The 22917-nt window shown below is 64.3% G+C and carries 20 protein-coding genes; 13 read left to right on the top strand and 7 right to left on the bottom strand.

Features of this window, described 5'->3' with window-relative positions:
• The first annotated feature begins 25 nt into the window (after nt 1-25).
• From OKW45_RS22095 to OKW45_RS22115, 5 genes are all read left to right on the top strand, one after another.
• A complete protein-coding gene (locus OKW45_RS22095) occupies nt 26-787 on the top strand; it encodes a 2-keto-4-pentenoate hydratase (RefSeq protein ID WP_018417750.1) in 762 nt (253 codons plus the stop codon).
• A gap of 582 nt (nt 788-1369) precedes the next feature.
• On the top strand, nt 1370-3292 hold the full coding sequence (locus tag OKW45_RS22100; RefSeq protein ID WP_018417752.1) for a PrkA family serine protein kinase: 1923 nt from the start codon (nt 1370-1372) through the stop codon (nt 3290-3292).
• Between the two features lie 162 nt (nt 3293-3454).
• Nucleotides 3455-4726, top strand: a complete 1272-nt coding sequence (locus OKW45_RS22105; RefSeq protein ID WP_184049335.1) for a YeaH/YhbH family protein — start codon at nt 3455-3457, stop codon at nt 4724-4726.
• Between the two features lie 232 nt (nt 4727-4958).
• A complete protein-coding gene (locus OKW45_RS22110; protein ID WP_409259153.1) occupies nt 4959-6482 on the top strand; it encodes a SpoVR family protein in 1524 nt (507 codons plus the stop codon).
• 256 nt (nt 6483-6738) lie between these two features.
• Nucleotides 6739-8046 carry an MFS family transporter gene (locus tag OKW45_RS22115; protein WP_429471114.1) on the top strand — a complete coding sequence of 436 codons (1308 nt, stop codon included), beginning with the start codon at nt 6739-6741 and terminating at the stop codon, nt 8044-8046.
• 136 nt (nt 8047-8182) lie between these two features.
• Here OKW45_RS22115 and OKW45_RS22120 read toward each other — a convergent pair whose 3' ends face one another.
• The 5 genes from OKW45_RS22120 to OKW45_RS22140 all read right to left on the bottom strand — a co-directional run bounded on the left by OKW45_RS22120 (nt 8183) and on the right by OKW45_RS22140 (nt 12625).
• Nucleotides 8183-8404, bottom strand: coding sequence for a hypothetical protein (locus tag OKW45_RS22120; protein WP_429471116.1), 222 nt, complete (start codon nt 8402-8404; stop codon nt 8183-8185).
• Nucleotides 8405-8559: 155 nt separating this feature from the next.
• Nucleotides 8560-9675, bottom strand: coding sequence for a glycosyltransferase family 2 protein (locus OKW45_RS22125; RefSeq protein ID WP_429471118.1), 1116 nt, complete (start codon nt 9673-9675; stop codon nt 8560-8562).
• A gap of 223 nt (nt 9676-9898) precedes the next feature.
• Complete coding sequence (locus tag OKW45_RS22130) at nt 9899-10126, bottom strand: hypothetical protein (protein WP_429471120.1); 228 nt, start codon at nt 10124-10126, stop codon at nt 9899-9901.
• Between the two features lie 77 nt (nt 10127-10203).
• Entirely contained in the window at nt 10204-11133 is a 930-nt protein-coding gene (locus OKW45_RS22135; RefSeq protein ID WP_429471122.1) for a LysR family transcriptional regulator, read from the bottom strand.
• A 94-nt stretch (nt 11134-11227) separates the two neighbouring features.
• The gene (locus OKW45_RS22140; protein ID WP_429473341.1) at nt 11228-12625 is read right to left on the bottom strand and encodes a DHA2 family efflux MFS transporter permease subunit; all 1398 of its coding nucleotides are present in this window, start codon (nt 12623-12625) and stop codon (nt 11228-11230) included.
• 151 nt (nt 12626-12776) lie between these two features.
• On the opposite strand from OKW45_RS22140, the gene OKW45_RS22145 reads away from it, so the two are divergent.
• On the top strand, nt 12777-13637 hold the full coding sequence (locus OKW45_RS22145) for a LysR family transcriptional regulator (RefSeq protein ID WP_018417761.1): 861 nt from the start codon (nt 12777-12779) through the stop codon (nt 13635-13637).
• A gap of 41 nt (nt 13638-13678) precedes the next feature.
• Here OKW45_RS22145 and OKW45_RS22150 read toward each other — a convergent pair whose 3' ends face one another.
• Nucleotides 13679-14116, bottom strand: a complete 438-nt coding sequence (locus OKW45_RS22150) for a carboxymuconolactone decarboxylase family protein (RefSeq protein ID WP_018417762.1) — start codon at nt 14114-14116, stop codon at nt 13679-13681.
• Nucleotides 14117-14358: 242 nt separating this feature from the next.
• On the opposite strand from OKW45_RS22150, the gene OKW45_RS22155 reads away from it, so the two are divergent.
• The 6 genes from OKW45_RS22155 (at nt 14359) to OKW45_RS22180 (ending at nt 21090) form a co-directional block, all read left to right on the top strand.
• Nucleotides 14359-15417, top strand: coding sequence for an NAD(P)/FAD-dependent oxidoreductase (locus OKW45_RS22155; protein WP_018417763.1), 1059 nt, complete (start codon nt 14359-14361; stop codon nt 15415-15417).
• Between the two features lie 498 nt (nt 15418-15915).
• Entirely contained in the window at nt 15916-17889 is a 1974-nt protein-coding gene (locus OKW45_RS22160) for a PAS domain-containing hybrid sensor histidine kinase/response regulator (protein ID WP_429471125.1), read from the top strand.
• Nucleotides 17890-18009: 120 nt separating this feature from the next.
• A complete protein-coding gene (locus tag OKW45_RS22165; RefSeq protein WP_429471127.1) occupies nt 18010-19206 on the top strand; it encodes an acyl-CoA dehydrogenase family protein in 1197 nt (398 codons plus the stop codon).
• A gap of 32 nt (nt 19207-19238) precedes the next feature.
• Nucleotides 19239-19844, top strand: a complete 606-nt coding sequence (locus OKW45_RS22170) for an SAM-dependent methyltransferase (RefSeq protein WP_429471129.1) — start codon at nt 19239-19241, stop codon at nt 19842-19844.
• Complete coding sequence (locus OKW45_RS22175) at nt 19841-20506, top strand: glycosyltransferase family 2 protein (RefSeq protein ID WP_018417768.1); 666 nt, start codon at nt 19841-19843, stop codon at nt 20504-20506. Before OKW45_RS22170 ends, OKW45_RS22175 begins: the two co-directional genes overlap by 4 nt.
• An 89-nt stretch (nt 20507-20595) precedes the next feature.
• A complete protein-coding gene (locus OKW45_RS22180) occupies nt 20596-21090 on the top strand; it encodes a DUF421 domain-containing protein (RefSeq protein WP_026225342.1) in 495 nt (164 codons plus the stop codon).
• Between the two features lie 52 nt (nt 21091-21142).
• On the opposite strand, the gene OKW45_RS22185 is transcribed toward OKW45_RS22180, so the two are convergent.
• On the bottom strand, nt 21143-22546 hold the full coding sequence (locus OKW45_RS22185; protein ID WP_429471131.1) for an MFS transporter: 1404 nt from the start codon (nt 22544-22546) through the stop codon (nt 21143-21145).
• A 227-nt stretch (nt 22547-22773) separates the two neighbouring features.
• Between OKW45_RS22185 and OKW45_RS22190 the strand changes: the two genes are divergently transcribed.
• Nucleotides 22774-22917, top strand: coding sequence for a hypothetical protein (locus tag OKW45_RS22190; RefSeq protein ID WP_429471133.1), 144 nt, complete (start codon nt 22774-22776; stop codon nt 22915-22917).

Below are 22917 nucleotides of genomic sequence, written 5' to 3' on the forward strand. Positions count from 1 at the left end.
CATGCGCCAGCCACAAAGAACCGACATGACGCGATACGATCTTGCGCAATGCCTCGTCGAGGCACGCCGGCAGCGCCGGCCGATCGACGCGCCCGCACCCGACAGCCTGCCGCCCGACGCGGCGACCGCCTACGCGATCCAGCAGGCGGTGATCGTGGGCCTCGGTGAGTCGACCGGCGCGTGGAAGATCGGCGCGAAGTCGCCGGGCGGCGCCGCGTCGGGCGCACCGATTCCGGCCTCGCTAGTGATGCCGTCGCCAGCGACGCTCGCGCATGACGGATTCTTTCGCGTGCTGGTGGAGCTGGAGATCGCGTTCCGCTTCGACGTGACGATCGAGCCGCGCGCTCAGGCGTATGCGCGCGACGAGGTACTGTCGAAGGTCGGCGCCGTGCTGCCGGCCATCGAGATCGTCGACAGCCGCTTCGCCGAATGGCCGAACGTCGCGCCGCTCGCGCAGTTGGCCGACGCGCAGAACAACGGCGCGCTGATCACCGGCCATCCGGCCGTCTATGCGAGCCTCGCGCGCGGCTTCGACTTCGTGTCGCCGGAACTGGAGCTGAGTTTCAACGGCCGCTCGCTGATACCGGAAGTGACCGGCAATCCGGCAGGCGATCCGCGCGAGCTGCTCGTGTGGTTCGTCAACCATTGCGCGGCGATGGGCATCACGATCGAGCGCAACTGGACCTTGACCACCGGGTCATACGTCGGCGCGCACAAGATCGACGAGCCCGGCATCGTGCGTGGTCATATCGACGGATTGGGTGAAGTGGAAATTGAACTGACCTGATCGATGCTGCGGCGCTTGTAACCGCAAATTACAACGCTAGATTCCAAACGGCTGCCCGCGTGCAGCCGTTTTTATTTTGGCGAATTTGAAACGGTGGCAGTCTTTGATCGTTAACCTGTTCGAATGCATTTGTTGCAACTTTGCCGCTTCCACACCTATGAGAGCGCCGCGAGCTCGTCACGTGCATGCTTTTTGTGACGAAGTGTGCGTGCGCAGACAGCCGCATTTTGGTGGAGGGTTGACGGTGCGGGTACGGGATGTGCAATAGCAACGCGGTGACAGGACGCGATGCAGCGGTCCGGCGAAGTCGTGCAGGAGCACTGAATAGCGATGCGGTGCTGAAGAAAGTAGCGATACAGCGGAGCAGCAGATGATGTGATTGGTTGCCGTGTGAGTAAAAAAATTGTAGGCGGTCGAATCTCTGTTTCCAAGTGAGGATTGTAGCGGTGGCGGTTACGGCGCGATTTTCGCAACGTAGTCCGTGAAAAAAAATTTAAAAGGGTTTAGGATGAATTCGAGCGATGTCGTTTCCGAATAGCGCGCCGCGCACGACATCGCTCCAGACTTTGGCGAGGAGGTAGCATGGATATCTACAGCAGTTTCGCGACCCGCTTCGAGAAAACACGGGAGGACGAACTCTCGCTCGAGGAGTATCTCGCGCTCTGCAAAGACAATCCCGCCGCGTACGCCACCGCCGGCGAACGCATGTTGACGGCAATCGGAGAACCGGAACAGATCGACACTCGCAACGATCCGCGTTTATCGCGTATCTTCGCGAACAAGGTCATCAAGGTATACCCCGCATTCCGTGAGTTCTACGGAATGGAAGAGGTGATCGAGCAGGTGGTCGCCTACTTCCGGCATTCGGCCCAGGGGCTCGAAGAAAAGAAGCAGATCCTGTATCTGTTAGGACCGGTCGGCGGCGGCAAGTCGTCGATCGCGGAACGTCTGAAGCAATTGATGGAACGCGTGCCCTTCTATGCGATCAAGGGCTCGCCCGTCAATGAATCGCCGCTCGGTCTGTTCGACTACGAGGAAGACGGTCCGATCCTCGAAGAGCAATATGGCATTCCTCGTCGCTACCTGCGAGGCATTCTGAGTCCGTGGGCGGTCAAGCGCCTGCACGAGTACAACGGCGACATCCGCAAGTTCCGCGTGGTGCGCCGCTATCCGTCGATCCTTCGCCAGATCGCTATCTCGAAGACCGAACCGGGCGACGAGAACAATCAGGACATTTCGTCGCTGGTCGGCAAGGTCGACATCCGCAAGCTCGAACAGTACGCGCAGGACGATGCCGACGCGTACAGCTACTCGGGCGGCCTGTGCCTCGCCAATCAGGGCCTGCTCGAGTTCGTCGAAATGTTCAAGGCGCCGATCAAGGTGTTGCACCCGCTGCTCACGGCGACCCAGGAAGGCAACTTCAAGGGCACGGAAGGCTTCGGCGCGATTCCGTTCGACGGCATCATCCTCGCTCACTCGAACGAATCGGAATGGAAGGCATTCCGCAACAACCGTAACAACGAGGCACTGCTCGACCGGATCTTCGTCGTCAAGGTGCCGTACTGCCTGCGCTACAGCGAAGAGGTCAAGATTTACGAGAAGCTGCTGCGCAACTCGTCGCTGGCCAACGCGGTCTGCGCGCCGGGCACGCTGAAGATGATGGGGCAGTTGTCCGTGCTCACGCGTTTGCACGAGCCGGAGAATTCGAGCCTGTTCTCGAAGATGCAGGTCTACGACGGCGAGAATCTGAAGGACACTGACCCGAAGGCGAAGTCGTATCAGGAGTATCGCGACTTCGGGGGCGTCGACGAAGGCATGACCGGCGTGTCGACCCGCTTCGCGTTCAAGATTCTGTCGCGCGTGTTTAACTTCGACTCGACCGAGGTCGCGGCCAATCCGGTGCATCTGATGTACGTGCTTGAACAGCAGATCGAACGCGAGCAGTTCCCGCCGGAAACCGAGCAGAAGTATCTGTCCTTCATCAAGGACGTGCTCGCGTCGCGCTATGCGGAGTTCATCGGCAAGGAGATTCAGACCGCGTATCTGGAGTCGTACTCCGAGTACGGTCAGAATATCTTCGACCGCTATGTCACGTATGCGGACTTCTGGATCCAGGATCAGGAGTTCCGCGACCACGACACCGGCGAGAGCTTCGACCGTGCCGCGTTGAACGCCGAGCTGGAAAAGATCGAGAAGCCCGCGGGCATCAGCAATCCGAAAGACTTCCGCAACGAGATCGTGAACTTCGTGCTGCGTGCGCGGGCTGCGAATGCGGGCAAGAACCCCGCGTGGATCAGCTATGAGAAGCTGCGCGTCGTGATCGAAAAGAAGATGTTCTCGAACACGGAAGAACTGTTGCCGGTGATCTCGTTCAACGCGAAAGGCTCGGCCGAAGAGCAACGCAAGCATGAAGACTTCGTCAATCGCATGGTGGCGAAGGGCTATACGCCGAAGCAGGTGCGCTTGCTGTGCGACTGGTATCTGCGCGTGCGCAAGTCGTCATGATGCGCGCATGATACTCATGGTGTGCCGCCCGTACGGTTCGACCGTACGGGCAACCGGCGAGGCGCAAGCCGCATAGCATTGCACTGCGCGGCGGGCGTCTCGCGCACCCGAAATATTAGTGCGGCCGCAGGGAATCGCGGTTGCATGGACGGGAGACCGGGCGTGCTTCATCAAATCATCGACCGCAGATTGGCAGGCAAGAACAAGAGTATTGCGAACCGTGAGCGCTTTTTGCGCCGCGTCAAAAACTATATTCGTCGTGCCGTTTCGGAGGCGGTGCGCGATCGCAGCATCAAGGACATCCAGAACACCCAGAGCATCACCATTCCGCGCAAGGACATCGCGGAGCCGTCGTTCCGTCATGGACCGGGCGGCCGGCGCGAGATGGTGCATCCCGGCAACTCGGACTACATCCGCGGCGACAAGATCCAGCGCCCGCAAGGCGGCGGTGGCGGCGGCGGAGGCAGTCAGGCCAGCAACGAGGGCGAGGGTCAGGACGACTTCGTGTTCGAGCTGAGCCGCGAAGAGTTCATGCAGTATTTCTTCGACGACCTCGAACTGCCGCGTCTCGTCAAAACCCATCTGACGGCCGTGCCGACGTGGAAAAGCGTCCGCGCGGGCTGGGCCGCGGAGGGCACGCCGAACAACATCGACGTCGTGCGTTCGCTGCGCAGCGCGCTCGGCCGGCGCATCGCGCTCGGCGCGCCGCTCGTCAACCAGCTGCACGAGATGGAGCGGCAGCTGGAAGAGTTGAAGGCCGATCCCGCCGATCGCCGCGACGAGATCAAGCTGCTCGAAGACGACATCCACCATCTCAAAGGACGCATCTGGCGGATTCCGTTCATCGATCCGTTCGATCTGCGTTACGTGAATCGCGTGAAGCAGCCCACGCCGTCGAGCCAGGCGGTGATGTTCTGCCTGATGGACGTGTCCGGTTCGATGGACGAGCAGCGCAAGGATCTTGCGAAGCGCTTCTTCATCCTGCTGTACCTGTTCCTGAAGCGTAACTACGAGCGCATCGAAGTGGTGTTCATTCGCCACCACACGCGCGCCGAGGAAGTCGACGAAGACACGTTCTTCCACTCGACCGAAAGCGGCGGCACCGTGGTGTCGAGCGCGCTCGAACTGATGCGCAAGGTGATGGACGAACGCTACTCGCCAACTGAATGGAACATTTACGGGGCGCAGGCTTCCGACGGCGACAACTGGACCGACGACTCGCCGAAGTGCCGCAAAATACTCTCGGATGACATCCTGGAGAAGGTGCGGTATTTTGCGTATATTCAGGTGACGCCCGAAGAGCAGAATCTGTGGCTCGAATACGCGCAACTGGCGCTATCGCAACCGCACATGGCGATGAAGAAGGTCGAAACCGCGGCCGATATTTATCCGGTGTTTCGCGAACTGTTCGAGAAGCAGGCGGCGACTTCTTGATGGGATACTGGTGGCGCACGAAGCGCCTGAACGACGAAGCGCGCGGCGATTCGTACGACAAGGGGTGACCCGTCGTATGACCGCGCCGCAGCGCAACAAAGGCGTGCCGCAGCGACAGTCGGGGCATGCCGAGGCAGGAGTGGCCAGCACGGAGCCGCTCGCGCCGGAGCAGTCCGCGATCTGCAGCACGGGACGCACCGGAACGCCCATCGAAGGGCAAAGGGAAGTCCGTATGAACGTAGCCGATAGACGGCCTCTGCCGTGCCCGTCCGACTGGACCTTCGAATTGATCGAAGAGTACGACTCGCATATTGCCCGTGTTGCGGAGCAATACGAGCTCGACGTGTATCCGATCCAGCTCGAACTCATCAGCGCCGAACAGATGATGGATGCCTATGCGTCCGTCGGCATGCCGGTGAACTACCGTCACTGGTCGTTCGGCAAACATTTCCTTTCTACCGAAAAAAGCTATCGTCGCGGCCAGATGGGGCTCGCGTACGAGATCGTCATCAATTCGAACCCCTGCATTGCGTATCTGATGGAAGAGAACACGATGACGATGCAGGCGCTCGTCATCGCGCATGCCGCCTACGGTCACAACTCGTTCTTCAAGGGCAACTATCTGTTCCGCCTATGGACGGACGCGCACGCGATCATCGACTACCTCGTCTACGCGAAAAACTACATCGCGGAATGCGAGGAGCGCTATGGGCTCGATCGCGTCGAGGAATTGCTCGACTCGTGCCACGCGCTGATGAATTACGGCGTGGACCGCTACAAGCGGCCGCAGAAGCTGTCGCTCCAGAAGGAGTTCGCCGCGCGTCGCGAACGTGAGGCGTATCTGCAGTCGCAGGTCAACGAGTTGTGGCGCACGTTGCCCACGCGCCACACGCCGCTGCCCGAAGAGGTCGAGGGGCGCTATCCGCCCGAGCCGCAGGAAAACCTGCTGTATTTCGCGGAGAAAAACGCACCGCTGCTCGAAGCGTGGGAGCGCGAGGTGATCCGGATCGTGCGCAAGATCGGACAGTACTTCTATCCGCAGCGGCAGACGCAGGTGATGAACGAAGGCTGGGCGACGTTCTGGCACTACACGCTGCTCAATACGATGTACAACCAGGGCAACCTGGAAGACGGCTTCATGATGGAGTTTCTCCATTCACACAGCAACGTCGTCTATCAGCCGCCGGTCACGAAGCCGTATTACAGCGGCATCAATCCGTATGCGCTGGGCTTTTCGATGATGAGCGATATCCGGCGCATCTGCGAAGCGCCGACCGACGAAGACCGCAAGTGGTTTCCGGATCTGGCCGGCAGTCCCTGGCTGCCCGCGATGCACTACGCGATGCGCAACTTCAAGGACGAGAGCTTCATCGCGCAGTATCTGTCGCCGCATCTGATCCGCGAAATGCGCCTGTTCTCGGTGCTCGACGACGACATGCGAGACGCGCTCGAAGTGTCGGCGATTCACGACGATAGCGGCTACCAGTACGTGCGCCAGGCGTTGTCGCGGCAGTACGACATGCATCACCGCGAGCCGAACATTCAGGTGTGGGCCGTCAATACACGCGGCGATCGCAGCCTGACGTTGCGGCATTTCATGAGCGACAACCGGCACCTGTCGTCGGATAGCGAGGAGGTGCTCAAGCACATGGCGCGCTTGTGGCAGTTCGACGTGTACCTCGAAAGCGTCGACGAAAACGGTACCGTCAGAAAACGCTACGACTGCCGGTATATGCCGCCGTCCGTGAGAATATGAGCGCCGCCTGACTCCCGCCTGAGCGGTCCGTGTCGCCCGTCAAGCCCCTGCCAGTTCCCAACTGGCAGGGGCTTCGTTCTGTTGGTGCGCAAATCCGGCCGACCCAGGGCTTTCATCAGGCCACGCTGACAAAAAACCTTCCTGTGCTTTCATTTATGTAAAATTCGCGCACCCGCGACGGCCGCGCAGGCTGGGCGCGCGACATCAAGGCGGCGCCACGACCGTCCTCCTCGTTTAAATAAGGAAAGACACCAGCATGAACGACCAAACCGAACAATACGTCGTGGCCTCGGCGCACGACACGCGGCGCCGCATTTTTGCAATCGTCGGCGCTTCATCGGGCAATCTCGTCGAGTGGTTCGACTTCTACGTGTATTCGTTTACGGCGCTTTACTTCGCGCCGTCGTTCTTCCCGAGCGGCAACACGACGACGCAGTTGCTGAACACGGCCGGCGTGTTCGCCGCGGGCTTTCTGATGCGGCCGATTGGCGGCTGGTTCTTCGGGCGGCTCGCCGACAAACGTGGTCGCCGCGCCGCGATGATGGTGTCGGTATTCATGATGTGCGGCGGCTCGCTTGTGATCGCGATGCTGCCCACGTACGCGCAGATCGGCGCGCTCGCGCCGGCGCTGCTGCTGATCGCGCGGCTGTTCCAGGGCCTGTCGGTGGGCGGCGAATACGGCACCAGCGCGACCTATATGAGCGAAGTCGCGTTGAAGGGCCGGCGCGGCTTCTTCGCGTCGTTCCAGTATGTCACGCTGATCGGCGGTCAACTGTGCGCGCTGCTCGTGCTCGTGACCCTGCAACAGACGCTGACGACCGAAGAGCTGAAGGCGTGGGGCTGGCGTGTGCCGTTCGTGATTGGCGCTATCGCCGCGTTGATCGCGCTCTATCTGCGTAAATCCCTTGATGAAACCACCACCGCGGCGATGCGCCAGCGCAAGGAAGCGGGCACGCTGCGCGGGCTGTGGGAGCACAAGACCGCGTTCATGACGGTGCTCGGCTTCACGGCCGGCGGCTCGCTGATCTTCTATACGTTCACCACCTACATGCAAAAGTACCTGGTCAACACGGCCGGCATGCACGCGAAGACCGCGAGCTCGGTGATGACCGCCGCGTTGTTCGTCTACATGTTGATGCAGCCGGCGTTCGGCGCGTTGTCGGACCGCATCGGGCGGCGCCGCTCGATGCTGTGCTTCGGCCTGTTCGCGACGCTCGGCACGGTGCCGCTGCTGCATGCGCTGAAGGACGTGACGAGCCCGTACGCGGCCTTCGCGTTGGTCGTCGTCGCGCTCGCGATCGTCAGCTTCTATACGTCGATCAGCGGCCTGATCAAGGCGGAAATGTTTCCACCGCAAGTGCGTGCGCTTGGCGTAGGGCTGTCGTATGCGGTCGCCAATGCGATCTTCGGCGGCTCGGCGGAATATGTCGCGCTGTGGCTGAAGTCCGCCGGTGTCGAGACGATGTTCTTCTGGTACGTGACGGCGCTGTGTGCACTCGCGGGTATCGTGTCGCTGCGCATGCGCGATCCGTCGTCGGAAGGGTATCTGCGGCACGAGCCGTGAACCGCTAGTTGGGCACGGCGAAACGTCGTGCCGCGATGGCAGCGTTCAAGCGGCGGTCCAGGGCAACCGGGCCGCTGTTTTTTCATGGCATCGACGTTTGCGCTTCAATCCGCAAGCGAGGAACAGTGCGCTTCGCTCAACTGACGACGATCAGTGTCCCCCACGCACGCAGCAGGTCGCGCAAGCTCTCGGCCTGTTCCATCCTCGCGCCGCTGCGCAGATGAATCTGCACCGCGCCGCCCGCGATGCCGTCGATTGGTTGCGCGAACCATAACCCGACCGCGAGGCCTAGTCCTTCGGGTTGGTCATCGACGACCGGTTCGATCACGCGCGGCTTGAACCGCGCATTGTCTGACATGGCAGAAACACCTCTGCTGCGAAGACGGGTCGTGCCCATCGTAATCAGCGGCGCGGGCGGGACCAGGTAACGAATACGCGTTTGCCAAGCAGGGAATGCTTGGCAGAAAATCGCCTTGCACGCTCTCGCGCCGGTCGCGAGGCGCCTGTCGCAGTTCATACCGGCTTCGACCCGTTGTCGACAAACTCATCGACCCTCGCGGCCTCATTCACCGTGGCCGCGCCAACGGCCGCGACCGTCGCCATCGACGGCGTCGCCGCTACGCCGCCGACAGCATCGGCCGCCGCGCGCGGCATCGGCAGACGGCCACGCCAGGCCGCGCGCGCCAGCATCAGCAGATGGTAGTAAAGCCGCGCGCTAAAGCCGTAGTTATAGGCGAACAGATGCGCGCGCGCGATGCGCCAGCCGGCGCGCGCCTCGCCGTTTCTCGCGTGAATCGACACCACGATCGGTACTAGCCGCCGCAGCGCCTGCCGCCGCGACGGTTCGAGCGCCGCCGGCAGACGCAGCGACTTCACGAACGCATACGCGCTCGACGTTGCGGCCATGCTCGTGCCGCGCGTGCTGTGCGAGACCGACGTCGCGGTCTTCCGATACACCGACACATAGTCGTGCAGATAAAACACCTCGCGCGCGGCCAGGCATAGCTCGGTGCCGAACACGTAGTCGCAGCAGACGTCATACCGCGCGTCGTAGCCGACCCGCTTGACGAGCCGCGCGTCGGCCATCCAGCCATTGTTCGGAAACATCTGGATCAGGCCCGTGCGGCCCGCGAGCGGCTGGAGACCCTCGCTGGCCTGAGTGCGCCGGAACGCCTCGTTCAGGCGCGCGCTCGCGGCGAGATCGATCGCACCGTCGTGATCCGCTTCGTATTGCGCACCGAATGCCGCATCGAGCCGCGGATGGCGCTGCCACAGCGACACGAGTTTGTCGACGGCGTCGCTCGTCAGCAGATCGTCGTCGTGGATCAGCAGGATCTTGTCGCCGCGCGCACGCTGGAACAGGCTCGACACATTGCGCGCCTGGCCAACCGGCGGCTCGTGCTTCTCGTAGCGCACGCGCGCGTCGTCGCGGTAACGCTGCAAGACCAGTTGCCGCGAGCGCGCGTCCATCGAATCGTCGCCAATCACGATTTCGACATGCGGATAGCTTTGCGCGAGGCACGAGTCGATGCATTCGATCAGCAGGTCGGGACGATTGCAGGTGGGCACGCAGATGGTCACTTGGGCGACGGCCGCACGGGCGACGGGAGAACTTGACGCGTTGGACATGATGACGCCTTTTATCGATCGGAAGCGGCATAAACCGGCGGAAAGCGGCAGCCGGTTCGCAGGGCGCACACCTTGCTGCAAGCAGCAAAAATAGTCCAAGGCGTCAAAAAATATTCGGTAAAAATGAGGAAGAAATGTTTGCTTACAGAAAGGTGCTGGAAGGGAAAAGTGATGCGGCCCGGGTGCGCGACGCAGCCAAGGCCGCTCTGATAGGGTTCAATTTTCAACCGACTGACGGTTCGCCCTCGCCGGTTTTTTTGCCCGGACGGTCCGCCGGAGACTGCTTGTGACCTTCGTCGTGGCGCTCGGGCATCTTGCTCTTCGCGTTGTCGCTATGCACGGCACGGTGCGGATGCGCGAAATCCTCGGTCTGGGCGCTGGCCTCGCTTTTCGATTCGTTGTCGGCCGTGGTTTTTGCTTCGCCTTGGGATTTTTCCGTCGTCTTGCTCATCGCTGCTCTCCTGGAGGGAAGACAAGCCTCCGGCAGCAAGACGCGGACCCGGGCGGGAGCAAACAGAAGTTCCGCGCTCAGGCGGCCGCGTGGCGCGGCCTGCCGCCCGTCAGCGACATGATGAAGTCGAGAAACACGCGCACCTTGGCCGGCGGATGGTGCCGTGACGGATACAGCGCATACAGCGGGTACACCTCGTCGCCCCAATCCGGAAAGAGCTCGATCAGCTTGCCGCTCGCAAGCAGCGACTCCGCGCCGAGCGCGAGAATCTGCGCGATGCCCTGGCCCGCGATGCATACGCTATGCAGCGTGCCGACGTCGTTGACGGTCAGCCGTCCCTGCGGCGTCAGCGCGAGCTGCTTGCGGCCGCGATGGAATTCCCAGCTGAACGGATAACCGGTGAGCGGATCGCGAAACTTGATGCAGATATGCCGGCCGTCTTCGAGCTCGCCCGGATTCGCCGGCTTGCCATGCTTCTTCAGATACGACGGCGCCGCGACGGTCAGGATGCGCGTATCGAGCAACTTGCGGGCGACGAGCGTCGACACCGGCGGGTCGCCGAAGCGGATCGCGACATCGAAGCCGTCCCCGACCATATCGCCCAACTGGTCGCGCGTGACGAGTTCGAGTTGCAGGTCCGGATGTTTGTCGATGAAACCGCCGAGGCGCGGCCCGAGCAAGAGCCGCGAAAAGAATGGGTCCATATTGACGCGCAGACGCCCGCGCACCGCGGTCGCGCCCTGCGTGGCGGAGGCGGCCGCTTCCTCGAGTCCGCCGAGCAACGGCACGATCTGCTCGTAGAATCGCCGGCCTTCGTCGGTCAGCGTGACCGAGCGCGTGGTGCGGTCGAACAGACGAATGCCGAGGCGTGCTTCGAGCCGGGCGACCGAACGGCTTACGCCCGATTGCGACATGTCGAGCGCTTCACCGGCGGCCGCGAAACTGCCGCAATCGACGATCGCAGTCAGGACGCCCATGCCGTTCAGCACGCGCTCATCGAATGGCATCGGGGCTCCCTACCTGGTAGCCATGGATGCTCGACATGCTAACGCGAAGACCATTCGAATGCATGCGCCGGCACACGATGAAACGCGTCGCGTCTCAACGCCCCACACTCGGTGCAGCCTGGCCGCGAATCACGCGCGTGCCCGACGGGTCGTCGAGGTGGCGGAAGATCCACGCGGACACGAGCGTGATCGCGCCGACGCACACGAACGCGAGCCGAAAGCCGAGCGCCGCCGACCATTGCGCCGCGAACAGATTGACGAGCCCGCCGCCGATCGACACGCCAAGCCCGATCGCAAGCATCTGCACCATCGAGAACAGGCTATTGCCCATGCCGGCGTCTTCGTGCGACAGGTCCTTCAGCGTGACACTGTTCATCGCCGCGAACTGCATCGAGTTGGCCGCGCCGAACACCGCGAGGATCGCGATTTCGATCACGAGCGGTGTGGCGAGCGAAATCAGCGAGAATGCGACGATCGCCGAGCCGACGATGACCGTGTTGACGAGCAGGAACGTGTCGTAGCCGTAGCGGCGCACGAGCGGCGCGATCCAGCGTTTCGCGAGCGTGCCGCCGAGTGCCGCGGGCAGCATCATCAGACCCGAGTGCAGCGGCGAGTAGCCGAGCTGCAATTGCAGCAGCAGCGGCACGAGGAACGGCACCGCGCTCGAACCGACCCGGCATACGAGGTTGCCGATCAGGCCGACGCTGAAGTTCGGCTCGCCTAACAGCGACAGCTTGAACAGCGGATCGCGGCGGTTTCTGGCGTACGGAATATAGGCGAGCGCGCTGGCGACGGCCAACGCAAACAGTCCCGCCGACCACGCCGCGCGATGCGAAGGGACCGGCGCGTCGATCGCGAGCGAAAACGCGATCATGCACAACGACAGCAGGGCGCAGCCGATTACATCGAACGGCGGCGCCTGCGCCTCGTCATGCGACGGCAGAAAGCGGTGCACCGCGTACAGACCGAGCGCGCCGATCGGCACGTTGATCAGAAAGATCCAGTGCCACGTGATCGCCTGCACGAACCAGCCGCCGAGCGTTGGCCCGGCGATCGGGCCGAGCTGCCCCGCGATCGATATGAACGCGAGCGCCGACACGTATTGCTCGCCCGACACGCTGCGCAGCACCGCGAGGCGTCCGATCGGCAGCAGCATCGAGCCGCCGAGGCCTTGCAGCACGCGCGCCATCACGAGCTGGCCGAGCGTGTGCGCGCTCGAGCAGCAGATCGAGCCGAGCACGAACACGAGAATGGCGGCGAAATAGACGCGGCGGGTGCCGAAGCGATCGGCAAGCCAGCCGGAGGCGGGCGTCAGCATCGCCATCGTCAGCGTGTAGGCGACGACGACCGGTTGCATCTCGAGCGGCGCGACGCGCAGGCTGTTCGCAATCGACGGCAGCGCGGTGTTGACGATCGTCGTGTCGAGCGACTGCATGAAGAAGCCGGCGGCGACGATCCATAGTAGGGCGGTTTGAGAGGAATCCTTGGTCATATTTTCGACAGCGGGCACGGCGGCGGCAAAGCGCCGCCAGAGCGGGGCCAGGGGGAATTCCGTCATCTTATTGACATTCTCGTCAATCGGGAACCCCACTAAGCTCGCTGACTGTTATCGACACCGCCGATAACCAGCGCGACAATCACGCATGCTCAATCCAATCTGGCTCAAGACCTTCTCGACCGTCGCGGCTTGCCATAGCTTCAGCGAAGCGGGGCGGCGGCTCGACCTGACGCAGTCGAGCGTCAGCGAACATATCCGGCGCCTCGAACAGAGCGTGGGCCGGCGCCTGTTCGTGCGCGACACCCATTCGCTCGCGATGACACCCGACGGCGAAGCGATGCTCGCGCATGCGAGCGTGATCCTGCAGGCGCTGTCGCGCGCGGAATCGCAGTTTCGCGCGCCGCGTCTGAAGGGGCGCGTGCGGCTCGGCTCGTCGGACGACATCGCGCTCGGCCCGCTCCCCACCGTGCTCGCGGCGTTTCGCAACGCGCATCCCGACGTCGAACTGGAAATCACGATCGGCATGACGGGCAGGCTCTACGAGTTGCTCGACGCGGGCGCGATCGATCTGCTGGTCGGCAAGCGCCGGCTCGGTGACCGGCGCGGCGTGCCGCTCTTCACCGGGCGCCTCGAATGGCTCGCGCGGACCGGCACGCTCGTCGATCTGAGTCAGCCGCTGCCGCTGATTCTGGTCGCCGAGCCGAGCGTGACGCGCGCGGTCGTGCTCGATGCGCTCGCCGAAGCCGGCGCGAGCTGGCAGATTGTCTGCACGAGCAGCAGTCATTCCGGCTGTATCGCGGCCGCGCGCGGCGGACTCGGCATCACCGTGCGGCCGCAGTATCTGGCCGCGCGCGGCCTCGCGCCGCCGTTGAATGCGGCCGGACTGCCGACCCTGCCGTCGGTCGAATTCATCGCGCTGGCGGCGAAGCGCTTGAGTCGCCCAGCGGGCACGCTGTTGCAGTTGCTGCATGACAGCGACCTGCGCGGGTCGTGGATCGGGGAGTGAGGCGGCCAGTGCGTCGCCTCATGCTGCCGTCATGCCGCCGCTCAGGCCGGCATCTTCCGGAACGAGATCGCGAAGCGGTTCCATGCATTGATCGCCGAGACCAGCAGCGTCAGGTCGACCAGTTCCTCGTCGCTGAAATGCGGCCGCACCGCCTGCCATACCGCGTCGGGCACATGTTCGTGCGACACCAGCGTGAGCGCTTCGGTCCACTCGAGCGCCGCGCGTTCGCGGTCCGTGAAGAACGGCGTTTCGCGCCACACGACGACGGTCGCGAGACGCCGCTCGGTTTCGCCGCCCTTGCGCGCGTCCGCCGTATGCATATCGACGCAATACGCGCAGCCGTTGATCTGCGACGCGCGCAGCCGCACCAGTTCGGTCAGCGATTTTTCGAGCGACGATTTGCCGATGCGCTCTTCGACGCCGAGCAGCGATTTGATCGCGGCGGGATTGGCTTTGTAGAAGTCGAGACGTTGTTCCATGATGGGCTCCTGGGCGGGTTGGACGATGCGATGCATCGGACAGGGGTTAGCTTAGTCCGTCGTTTGGATCATAAGAATGGCCGATTCCAGGTATTTTCAGGTAGCCACTTTCGGGCGTTGAGCGTGCCCGCCCAGCGCCCTTACCGTCGACGATGGCATCGTTGCCGCGGGCGGGCCGATTCGGTATGGTGGGTCAACGACGCTTCCATTGCGCCTTTCAACGTGATCCGGAGACCTGCCCCATGACCGTTGCCACCGATCCGTCCGCTGTGCCCACCTCGCCGATCCGCACCGATGTCCTGATCGTCGGCGCCGGTCCCGTGGCTCTGTTCGCGGCATTCGAGGCCGGCGTGATCGGCCTCACCTGTCAGATCGTCGACATACTCGAACGGGTCGGCGGCCAATGCATCGAGCTGTATCCCGACAAGCCGATCTACGATATCCCCGCGATTCCGTCGTGCACCGCGCGCGAACTGGTCGAGCGACTGGTCGCGCAGTGCAAGCCGTTCGATGTGCCGATTCATCTGGAACAGCGCGTCGACACGGTCGAGCAGCGCGACGACGGACGCTGGACCGTGCGCACGCAGCGCGGCCTCGTGTTCGACGTCGCGGCGATCCTGCTCGCCGCCGGCAACGGCGCGTTCGTCCCGCAAAAGCTCACGCTCCCCGAGGCCGTGGCGCTGGAACAGCGCCACGTGCACTACAGCGTGCCGCGCCTCGCCGATTTCGCCGACAAAAACGTGGTCGTCGCGGGCGGCGGCGATTCGGCGCTCGACTGGGCGCTGGCACTACGCAAGGTCGCGCGGCGCGTGACCCTCGTGCATCGGCGTGCCGGCTTCAGCGCGGCCGATTCGAGCGTCGAGCTGATGCGGCGCGCGGTCGACGCTGGCGAGATGGACTTCGTCGTCGGCGGGATCGCGGCGCTCGATGTGGAAGACGGCGCGCTGCGTTCGCTGACGCTGCGGCAGGTCAACGGCGAGACACAGCTCGAAGCCGAACATCTGATCGCGCTGTATGGACTCGTCGCCGATCTCGGACCGATCGCGCAATGGGGACTGACGATTCATGGCGGGCGCGTCGACGTTGATACCTCGAACTACGAAAGTTCGCGGCCGGGCATCTTCGCCGTCGGCGACATCGCGAACTATCCGAACAAGCAGAAGCTGATCCTGTCGGGCTTTCACGAGGCGTCGCTCGCGCTGCGCAAGGCGTACGCGTACGCGTATCCCGACAGGAAACGCGTGCATGTCCATTCGAGCTACGACGCGAAGCTCGCGGAAAAGATCGGCGCGGCGGCTTGACGGGCGCGCCAGCGCAGCAGCAGTTTCGATTGGCGACGCGTGCCGATTCCCAGCGATGTCGAGCCGGGCCGGCCGTTGGCCTCACGCGACGGTCGGCCCGCGACTATCTGCTCGTGTTCCTCGCGGCAGGCAGTATTTCCAGCGGGTCGATTCGCGGCGGCCGGGGCGCTCGCGGCTTTGTCTTTCTTGCTGGCCTCATGGTGGCCAATCGCGCAGGCCGCCGCGTCGTGAATACCTTTTTCAATTGACACTCCTGTTTTTGCCAACGAAGGCCAAAACGGAAAGCCGAAACCGCGGCGCGGCGACGTTTTCCGTCATGCCTCGCTGGCTATCGCGAGGCTCGCCGTTATAAGCTTTGCGCCTTATCAGCAGGCGCGCGAGCGCCCTTCGCGACGCATCACGGCCCCTCCGTGGACCGCGCAACCGCTTGCGCGACGGCTTCGCCGCCGGCCAGGCGCGAGGTTTGCTTAAAACGAAAGTTCCAATGACGTGTCCGCCATGACCCAGCTCGATGCTTCTTCTTCCCACGACCACGCCGAGCGCGTTCGAGTGCAGGCCGAGGCCGCGCCGTCGGCGCCCGTCGGCATCGATTATTTGTCGCTCGTGCAGGCGATTTCGGACTACGCGATCTTTCTGCTCGATGCGAAAGGCAACATCGTCAGCTGGAATGCCGGCGCCCAGAAGCTGAAGGGCTATGCGCAGAGCGAGATCGTCGGCCAGCATTTCTCGCGCTTCTATACCGAGGAAGCCGTCGCGCGCGGCTGGCCGACCTACGAACTGGAACAGGCGGCGCTGACCGGCCGTTTCGAAGACGAAGGCTGGCGCGTGCGCAAGGACGGCACGACGTTCTGGGCGAACGTCGTGATCACCGCGATACGCAACGAGAAGGGCGAGGTCACGGGCTTCGCGAAGATCACGCGCGACCTGACCGCGCAGCGCGAATACCTCGAAGCGCTGCGCCAGAGCGAGGAGCGCTTCCGTCTGCTCGTCGATAGCGTGAAGGACTACGCGATCTTCATGCTCGATCCGCAAGGCTTCGTCGTCAGCTGGAATTCGGGCGCCGCGCGCATCAAGGGCTATACGCACGACGAAATCGTCGGCCGGCACTTCTCGCAGTTCTATGTGCCCGAGGAGGCCGCGGCCGGCAAGCCCGCGCGCGAGCTTGCGATCGCGCGCCAGATCGGCGCCGTCGAAGACGAAGGCTGGCGCATGCGCAAGGACGGTTCGACGTTCTGGGCCAACGTGATCATCACGGCCGTCTATGACGAATCGCGACGCTTGCGCGGCTTCGCCAAGGTCACGCGCGATTTGACCGAGCGGCGCCGGCGCGAGGAACTGGAGCGCTCCGGGGAGCGCATGCGCGAATTTCTCGCGACGCTCGCGCACGAACTGCGCAATCCGCTCGCGCCGGTGCGCAACGCGGTCGGCACGATGCAGATGGAAACCGATCTGAGCCCGGTGGTCGCGCGGGCGCGCGATCTGATCGATCGCCAGGTCACGCACCTGACGCGACTCGTCGACGATCTGCTCGATATCGGCCGCATCATGTCCGACAAGGTCGAACTGCGTATTGCGCGCGTCGATCTCGCCGAGCTCGTCGCGCGCGCGATCGAAGCGGCCCGGCCGTTCACCGACTCGCGCGAGCAGCGCGTGGTCGCGCATGTACCCGACGCTCCCGTGATGATTCGCGGCGACATGACGAGGCTCGTGCAGGTCCTGCAAAACCTGCTGCACAACGCGTCGAAGTTTTCGCCGAACGGCAGCGCGATCGAGATACAGGGACGTGTCGACTTTCGTATGGCGGTGCTCGAAGTGCGCGACCCCGGCTGCGGCATTCCGGTGCGCTCGCTCGACAAGATCTTCGAACTGTTCGCGCAGGAGAAGGAAGGGCAATGTTTCGGCGAGGGCGGCCTAGGGATCGGCCTGACGCTGTGCAAGTCGCTCGTCGAAATGCATGGTGGCAGCATCGTCGCGAGCAGCGAAGGACTGGGACTCGGCAGCACCTTCACGCTGAGTCTGCCGCTCGCCTCCGCGCAGTCCGACACCGCGGAGAGCGGCACGATCGATGCCGCGCCCCACGTGCAGCCGCTGCGCATTCTCCTCGTCGACGACAATCGCGATTCGGCCGACAGCCTCGCGATGCTGCTCGAACTGAAGGGCCACGAGGTGCGTATCGCCTACGAGGGCGAGCAGGCCCTGCAGATCGCGCCGCGCTTCTCGCCGCATCTCGCGCTGATCGACCTCGCGATGCCGAAGATGGATGGCTATGCGACGCTTGCGGCGATGCGCGCGCGGCCCGAGATGTTGCGCACGATGTACGCCGCGATGACGGGTTTCGGCCATGCGAGCGATCTCGATCGAACTCGCAACGCGGGTTTCCATGCGCACCTCGTGAAGCCGGTCGAGATGGCGGTCCTCGACGCGTTGCTCGTGAAGGCGGATGGACGTCTGAGCGGAAGCGGCGGGACGTAGCCGCTTTTTCGCTGCGCGGCTGCCCCGCCAGCCGGGGCACGGTGTTTGCTGCGCCTCTGCATACGTTCCGGTCCGCCGCCGCTCGGCGGGCCGTGGATCGAACCGGTGCAGGGAGGCACGATGCTCGACACGCGCGACCATGCGGCCAGCTTCAAGGCCCAGTCACGGCAGGTCTCAAATCAACACGGTGGCCGCGCACTACGCGCGAGCGCCCGCGCGCCGCAGCCCGGCAAGCCAGCTATCTCGCTCGACGATTTTCTGCGCGAGGCGCGTTTCGATGCGAACGATCCCGCTGCCCTCGGAGCGCTGCTCGCTGACCTGATCGAGCGCGGCTACGATCGCGCGCCGACCTTGCCATTGCCGGGGCATGGCGAGACGCCGGTGCGCTGGCGCGCGCTGGCCGCCGTTGCCGCATGCGACCTCGGTCTCGTCAAACTGTTCGAAGGCCACACCGATGCGCTCGCGATTCTCGCCGAGCTCGATGGTCCGCTGCCGCCCGCGGCAAGCCGCTGGGGCGTGTGGGCCGCCGAGGCGCCGCACGCGCGGGTGCGCGCCATCGACGAAGGAATCCAGAACGTTGCCGGCGAGGGCGCGCAGGTGCGCCTGTCCGGCACCAAAGCCTGGTGCTCCGGCGCGCGGGCGCTCACCCATGCGCTGGTGACCGCATGGCGCGACGACGAGCCCGTGCTCGCCGCGCTCGCGCTGGACCAGACCTCGATCTCGATCGATACATCGAAGTGGCAGGCCGTCGGCATGCAGGCGACCGCGAGCGCGGATGTCACGTTCAAAGACACCGTGGCGACGCTCGTCGGCGCGCCGCATGCGTATCTGCGCCGCGCGGGCTTCTGGCATGGCGGCGCCGGTATCGCCGCGTGCTGGTACGGCGCGGCCGCGCAAATCGCGCGCACGCTGCGCGACGCGTGCGCCCGGCACGCGGACGCGCATCGGCTGGCTCATCTCGGTGCGACCGATGTCGCCTTGCAGTCGGCCGCCGCGCTGCTGCGCGAAACCGCCGCGTGGATCGACGCGCAGCCGTCGGCCGATGCAGCGACGCGCGTGTTGCGCGCGCGTCTGGTCGTCGAGCAGGCCGCGAGCGCCGTGATCGAGCACGCGACGCGCGCGCTCGGCGCGGGCCCGTTGTGCCGCGACGCGCGCTTCGCGCGGGCGCTCGCCGACCTGCCGGTGTTCCTGCGGCAGAGCCACGCGGAACGCGACCTCGCAGCGCTCGGCGAACGGCTCGTCGAGGCCGCTGACACGACTGCCGCGCCGGCATCGCATCAGGCGTCTTGGCAAACACTCGCGCCGTGGACGCTATGACTTTTTCCCCCAGCCCTGGGAGGATCGCTGAGATGAGCTCGACGGTGCCGTACTTCGATGAACTCTACCGACGCAGCGACGATCCGTGGCGTTTGCGCGAAGGCTGGTACGAACGCCGCAAGCGTTCGCTGACGCTCGCGCTGCTGCCGCGGCCGCGCTATCGCAACGCGTTCGAACCGGGCTGCGCGAACGGCGAGTTGACGGCCGGGCTCGCGATGCGCTGCGACGCGCTGCTCGCCGCCGATCTGCACGCGCGCGCCGTCGAGCTTGCGTGTGAACGCGTGGCGGGCGCATCGAACGTGCGGATCGAGCAGCGCAGGGTGCCGCGCGACTGGCCGACGGAGCACGGGCCGTTCGATCTGATCGTGATCAGCGAGTTCGCGTACTACCTCGACGCGGCCGAGCTCGAAACGCTGGCCGCGCGCATCGCCGGGTCGCTGACGGCGGACGGCACGCTGCTCGCGTGTCATTGGCGCCGGCCGTTCGCCGAAGCGCGCGAATCCGCCGACCATGCGCACGCGCTATTCGATGCGCGCTGCGGTCTCGCGCGTCTCGCGCATCATGACGAAGCCGACTTGCTGATCGACGTATGGTCGCGCGACGCACGTTCGGTCGCGCAGCGCGAGGGGCTTCTATGATCGGCGTGATCGTTCCCGCGCATAACGAAGAGGCGTTGCTCGCACGGTGCCTCGCGGCCTTGCTCGAAGCGTCGCGACACGAAGCGCTCGCCGGCGAGGAGGTGCGGATCGTCGTCGCGCTCGACGCGTGCAGCGATTTCAGCGGGGCGATCGCGCGCGCTTACGGCGTGCAGACGCTGACGCTGAAGGCGCGCAACGTCGGGATCGCGCGGGCGCTCGGCGCGTCGCTGCTGCTCGCGCACGGCGCGCGCTGGCTAGCGTTTACCGATGCCGACAGCCGCGTGTCGCCCGGTTGGCTGGCCGCGCAACTGGCGCTCGGCGCCGATGCGGTGTGCGGCTCGATCGCCGTCGACGACTGGAGCGCGCATCCGCACAGCGTGCGCGAATATTTTCGCAAAACGTATGTCGACGCCGACGGACATCGTCATGTGCACGGCGCGAATCTCGGCGTTTCCGCGGACGCCTATCGGCGCGCGGGCGGCTTTCCGCCGCTCAAGTGCAGCGAGGACGCCGCGCTCGTCGATCGCCTGATCGCGACCGGCGCGCGCATCGCGTGGAGCGCCGCGCCGCGCGTGACGACGAGCGCGCGCACCGTGGCCCGCGTGCGCGGCGGTTTCGGCGATACGCTCATCTCATGGGCAACGGACGGCGCGCTGGCCTGAGCGACGGCGATGCGTCGCGGGCTCGTCTCGCTCTCAACTATCCGGACACCAGAACATTCGCACGGCAATCCGCCGCGGGGAGGACGAACATGATGGACGCGTTTTTCGTTCTATTCGGCCAAGGCAGGGAGCTCGATCCGTTGCAGATGGGTATGCGCTCGATCGCCGTGTTCGTGATCGCGCTCGCGCTGATCCGTGTATCGGGGCGCCGTTCATTCGGGCAGCGCTCGCCGTTCGATTCGGTCGTCGTGATTTTGCTCGGCGCGACGCTGAGCCGAGCGATCGTTGGTGCGTCGCCGTTTATCGCGACCGTGGTCGCGTCGTTCGCGATCGTCGTGTGTCACCGGGTGCTCGCGTGGTCGTGCATACGCTCGCGCCGCTTCGAGCTGCTGGTGGGCGGCGCCGAGCGCGAGGTGTTCAGCGACGGCAAGTTCCACGCGAACGAAATGCACGCGGCGCTCGTCACGCGCACCGACATCGAGGAAAGCGTGCGGCAGAAAACCGGCTCGCGCTCGATGGACGACGTGGCCGCCGCGATTCTCGAACGCAATGGCGAAGTGAGCGTGATTCGCAAGCGCGCGTGAGCGCCCGAACCCGTGAAGAGCGGGGCGCTCGCGCGGGGACACGGCAGCCGGCTCAGCCGCGCCCGCCTCGCGAAATCTCCGCGCCCGCGCCGCGCGGCAGGCGCAGCGTGACCGGAATCGACGCGAACGAGCATAGCCCGACCACGAGAAACGCGGGCCAGAAATCCGACCAGGTGATGCTCGGATGCCCATGCAGCGCGCGCGAAATCTGCAGCACGATGCCGCCGACCGTCACGCCGAGGCCGAGCGACATCTGCTGCACGACGCTGCCGAGGCTCGTCGCGCGGCCGACGTCGCGGCTCGCGATCTCCGCGTAGGTCAGCGAATTGAGGCTCGTGAACTGCAACGCGGGGAAGAAGCCGCCGAGCAACACGACGATCCAGATGATCCACGTCGGCGTGTGCGGGAAAAACAGCCCGCACGCGGCGATCGAAATGCCCGATAGCGCGGCGTTGAATACGAGCACCTGGCGAAAGCCGAAGCGGCGCAGCACCGTGGAGGCGATCGTGCGCATGAACATGCCGCCGAACGCGGACGCGCAGGTGATCAGCCCCGATTGGAACGCGCTCATGCCGTGGCCTTCCTGCAGCAGCAGCGGCAGCAGGAACGGCAACGCGCCGAGACCGATGCGAAATAGCGAGCCGCCGAGCACGCTCGCCTGGAAAGTCGGCACCTTGAGAAAACGCAAGTCCAGAAGCGGCAGTGCGACGCGCTGCGCATACGCGACGTAGACCGCGAGCAGCACCGCGCCGAGCGCGCACATGCCGAACGCGTCCGTATTCGAAATCAGTTCGCCGCCGACCAGCGACAAGCCGAGCAACAGCAGCACCGCGCCCGCCGCCGACAGCAGGAAGCCGATCCAGTCGAGCGGGCCGGGGTCGGGCTCGCGCGTATTGGCGATATAGCGATTGGTCAGATAGATGCCGAGAATGCCGATCGGCACGTTGATGAAGAAGATCAGCCGCCAGTGCAGATACGTGGTGATGAAGCCGCCGAGCAGCGGACCGGCGGCAGGGCCGAGCATTGCGGGCACGCTCAGGTAATTCATCGCGCGAATGAAGTCGGCTTTCTCCACCACGCGAAAGATGATGATGCGCCCGACGGGCACCATCATCGCGCCGCCGACGCCCTGGATGAAACGCGCAACCGTGAAAGTGGCAAGCGAGTTCGACGCGGCGCACAACAGCGAACCCGTCACGAAGATGCCGATCGCGGTGCGGAATACCGTGCGCGCGCCGAACTTGTCGGCGAGCCAGCCGCATACCGGGATGAACACGCCGAGCCCGAGCACGTAACTTGTCACCGCGATCTTCAGTGTGACCGGATCGCGCCCGAAATCGCGCGCCATGGCCGGCAGCGCGGTGACGATCACGTTGGCGTCGACGCTTTCCATGAACATCGCGCACGCGACGATAAGAGGCGCAATCAGAGCTGTTCGAGTCTGGGCGATGGTCATATCGGCGAACCTGCGGCGAAGCGTCGCAGGCAAAGGGGTCATTATTGCACCTGTACGGTGCGGATTGTTAATACGTGCACGACCGATGCGCCCCTTTACTAATTTTCCGTCTCTGGTACGCGACGTTGGCATCGCGACGTCGTCAAAAATATTGTTTTGTTGCGCTGCGGCACGAGATCGCTATAATCGGGTTATTGCGTAGGTATAAACCCTGATATGGAGTCGCCATGAATACCGCATCGAATGTCGTCCGTTCCGCCCCCGCTGCCAACACGTTCTTCGGCAAGCTGCGCGCGCTGGCGCTGCATGCGCTGAACCTGCATCTGCAGAACTGCGCAGTGATCGCCGAAGCGTACCGTCGCCCGAACTAA

This window comes from Paraburkholderia lebeckiae, assembly GCF_050436225.1.
In the GTDB taxonomy this organism is placed as follows: Bacteria; Pseudomonadota; Gammaproteobacteria; order Burkholderiales; family Burkholderiaceae; genus Paraburkholderia; species Paraburkholderia tuberum.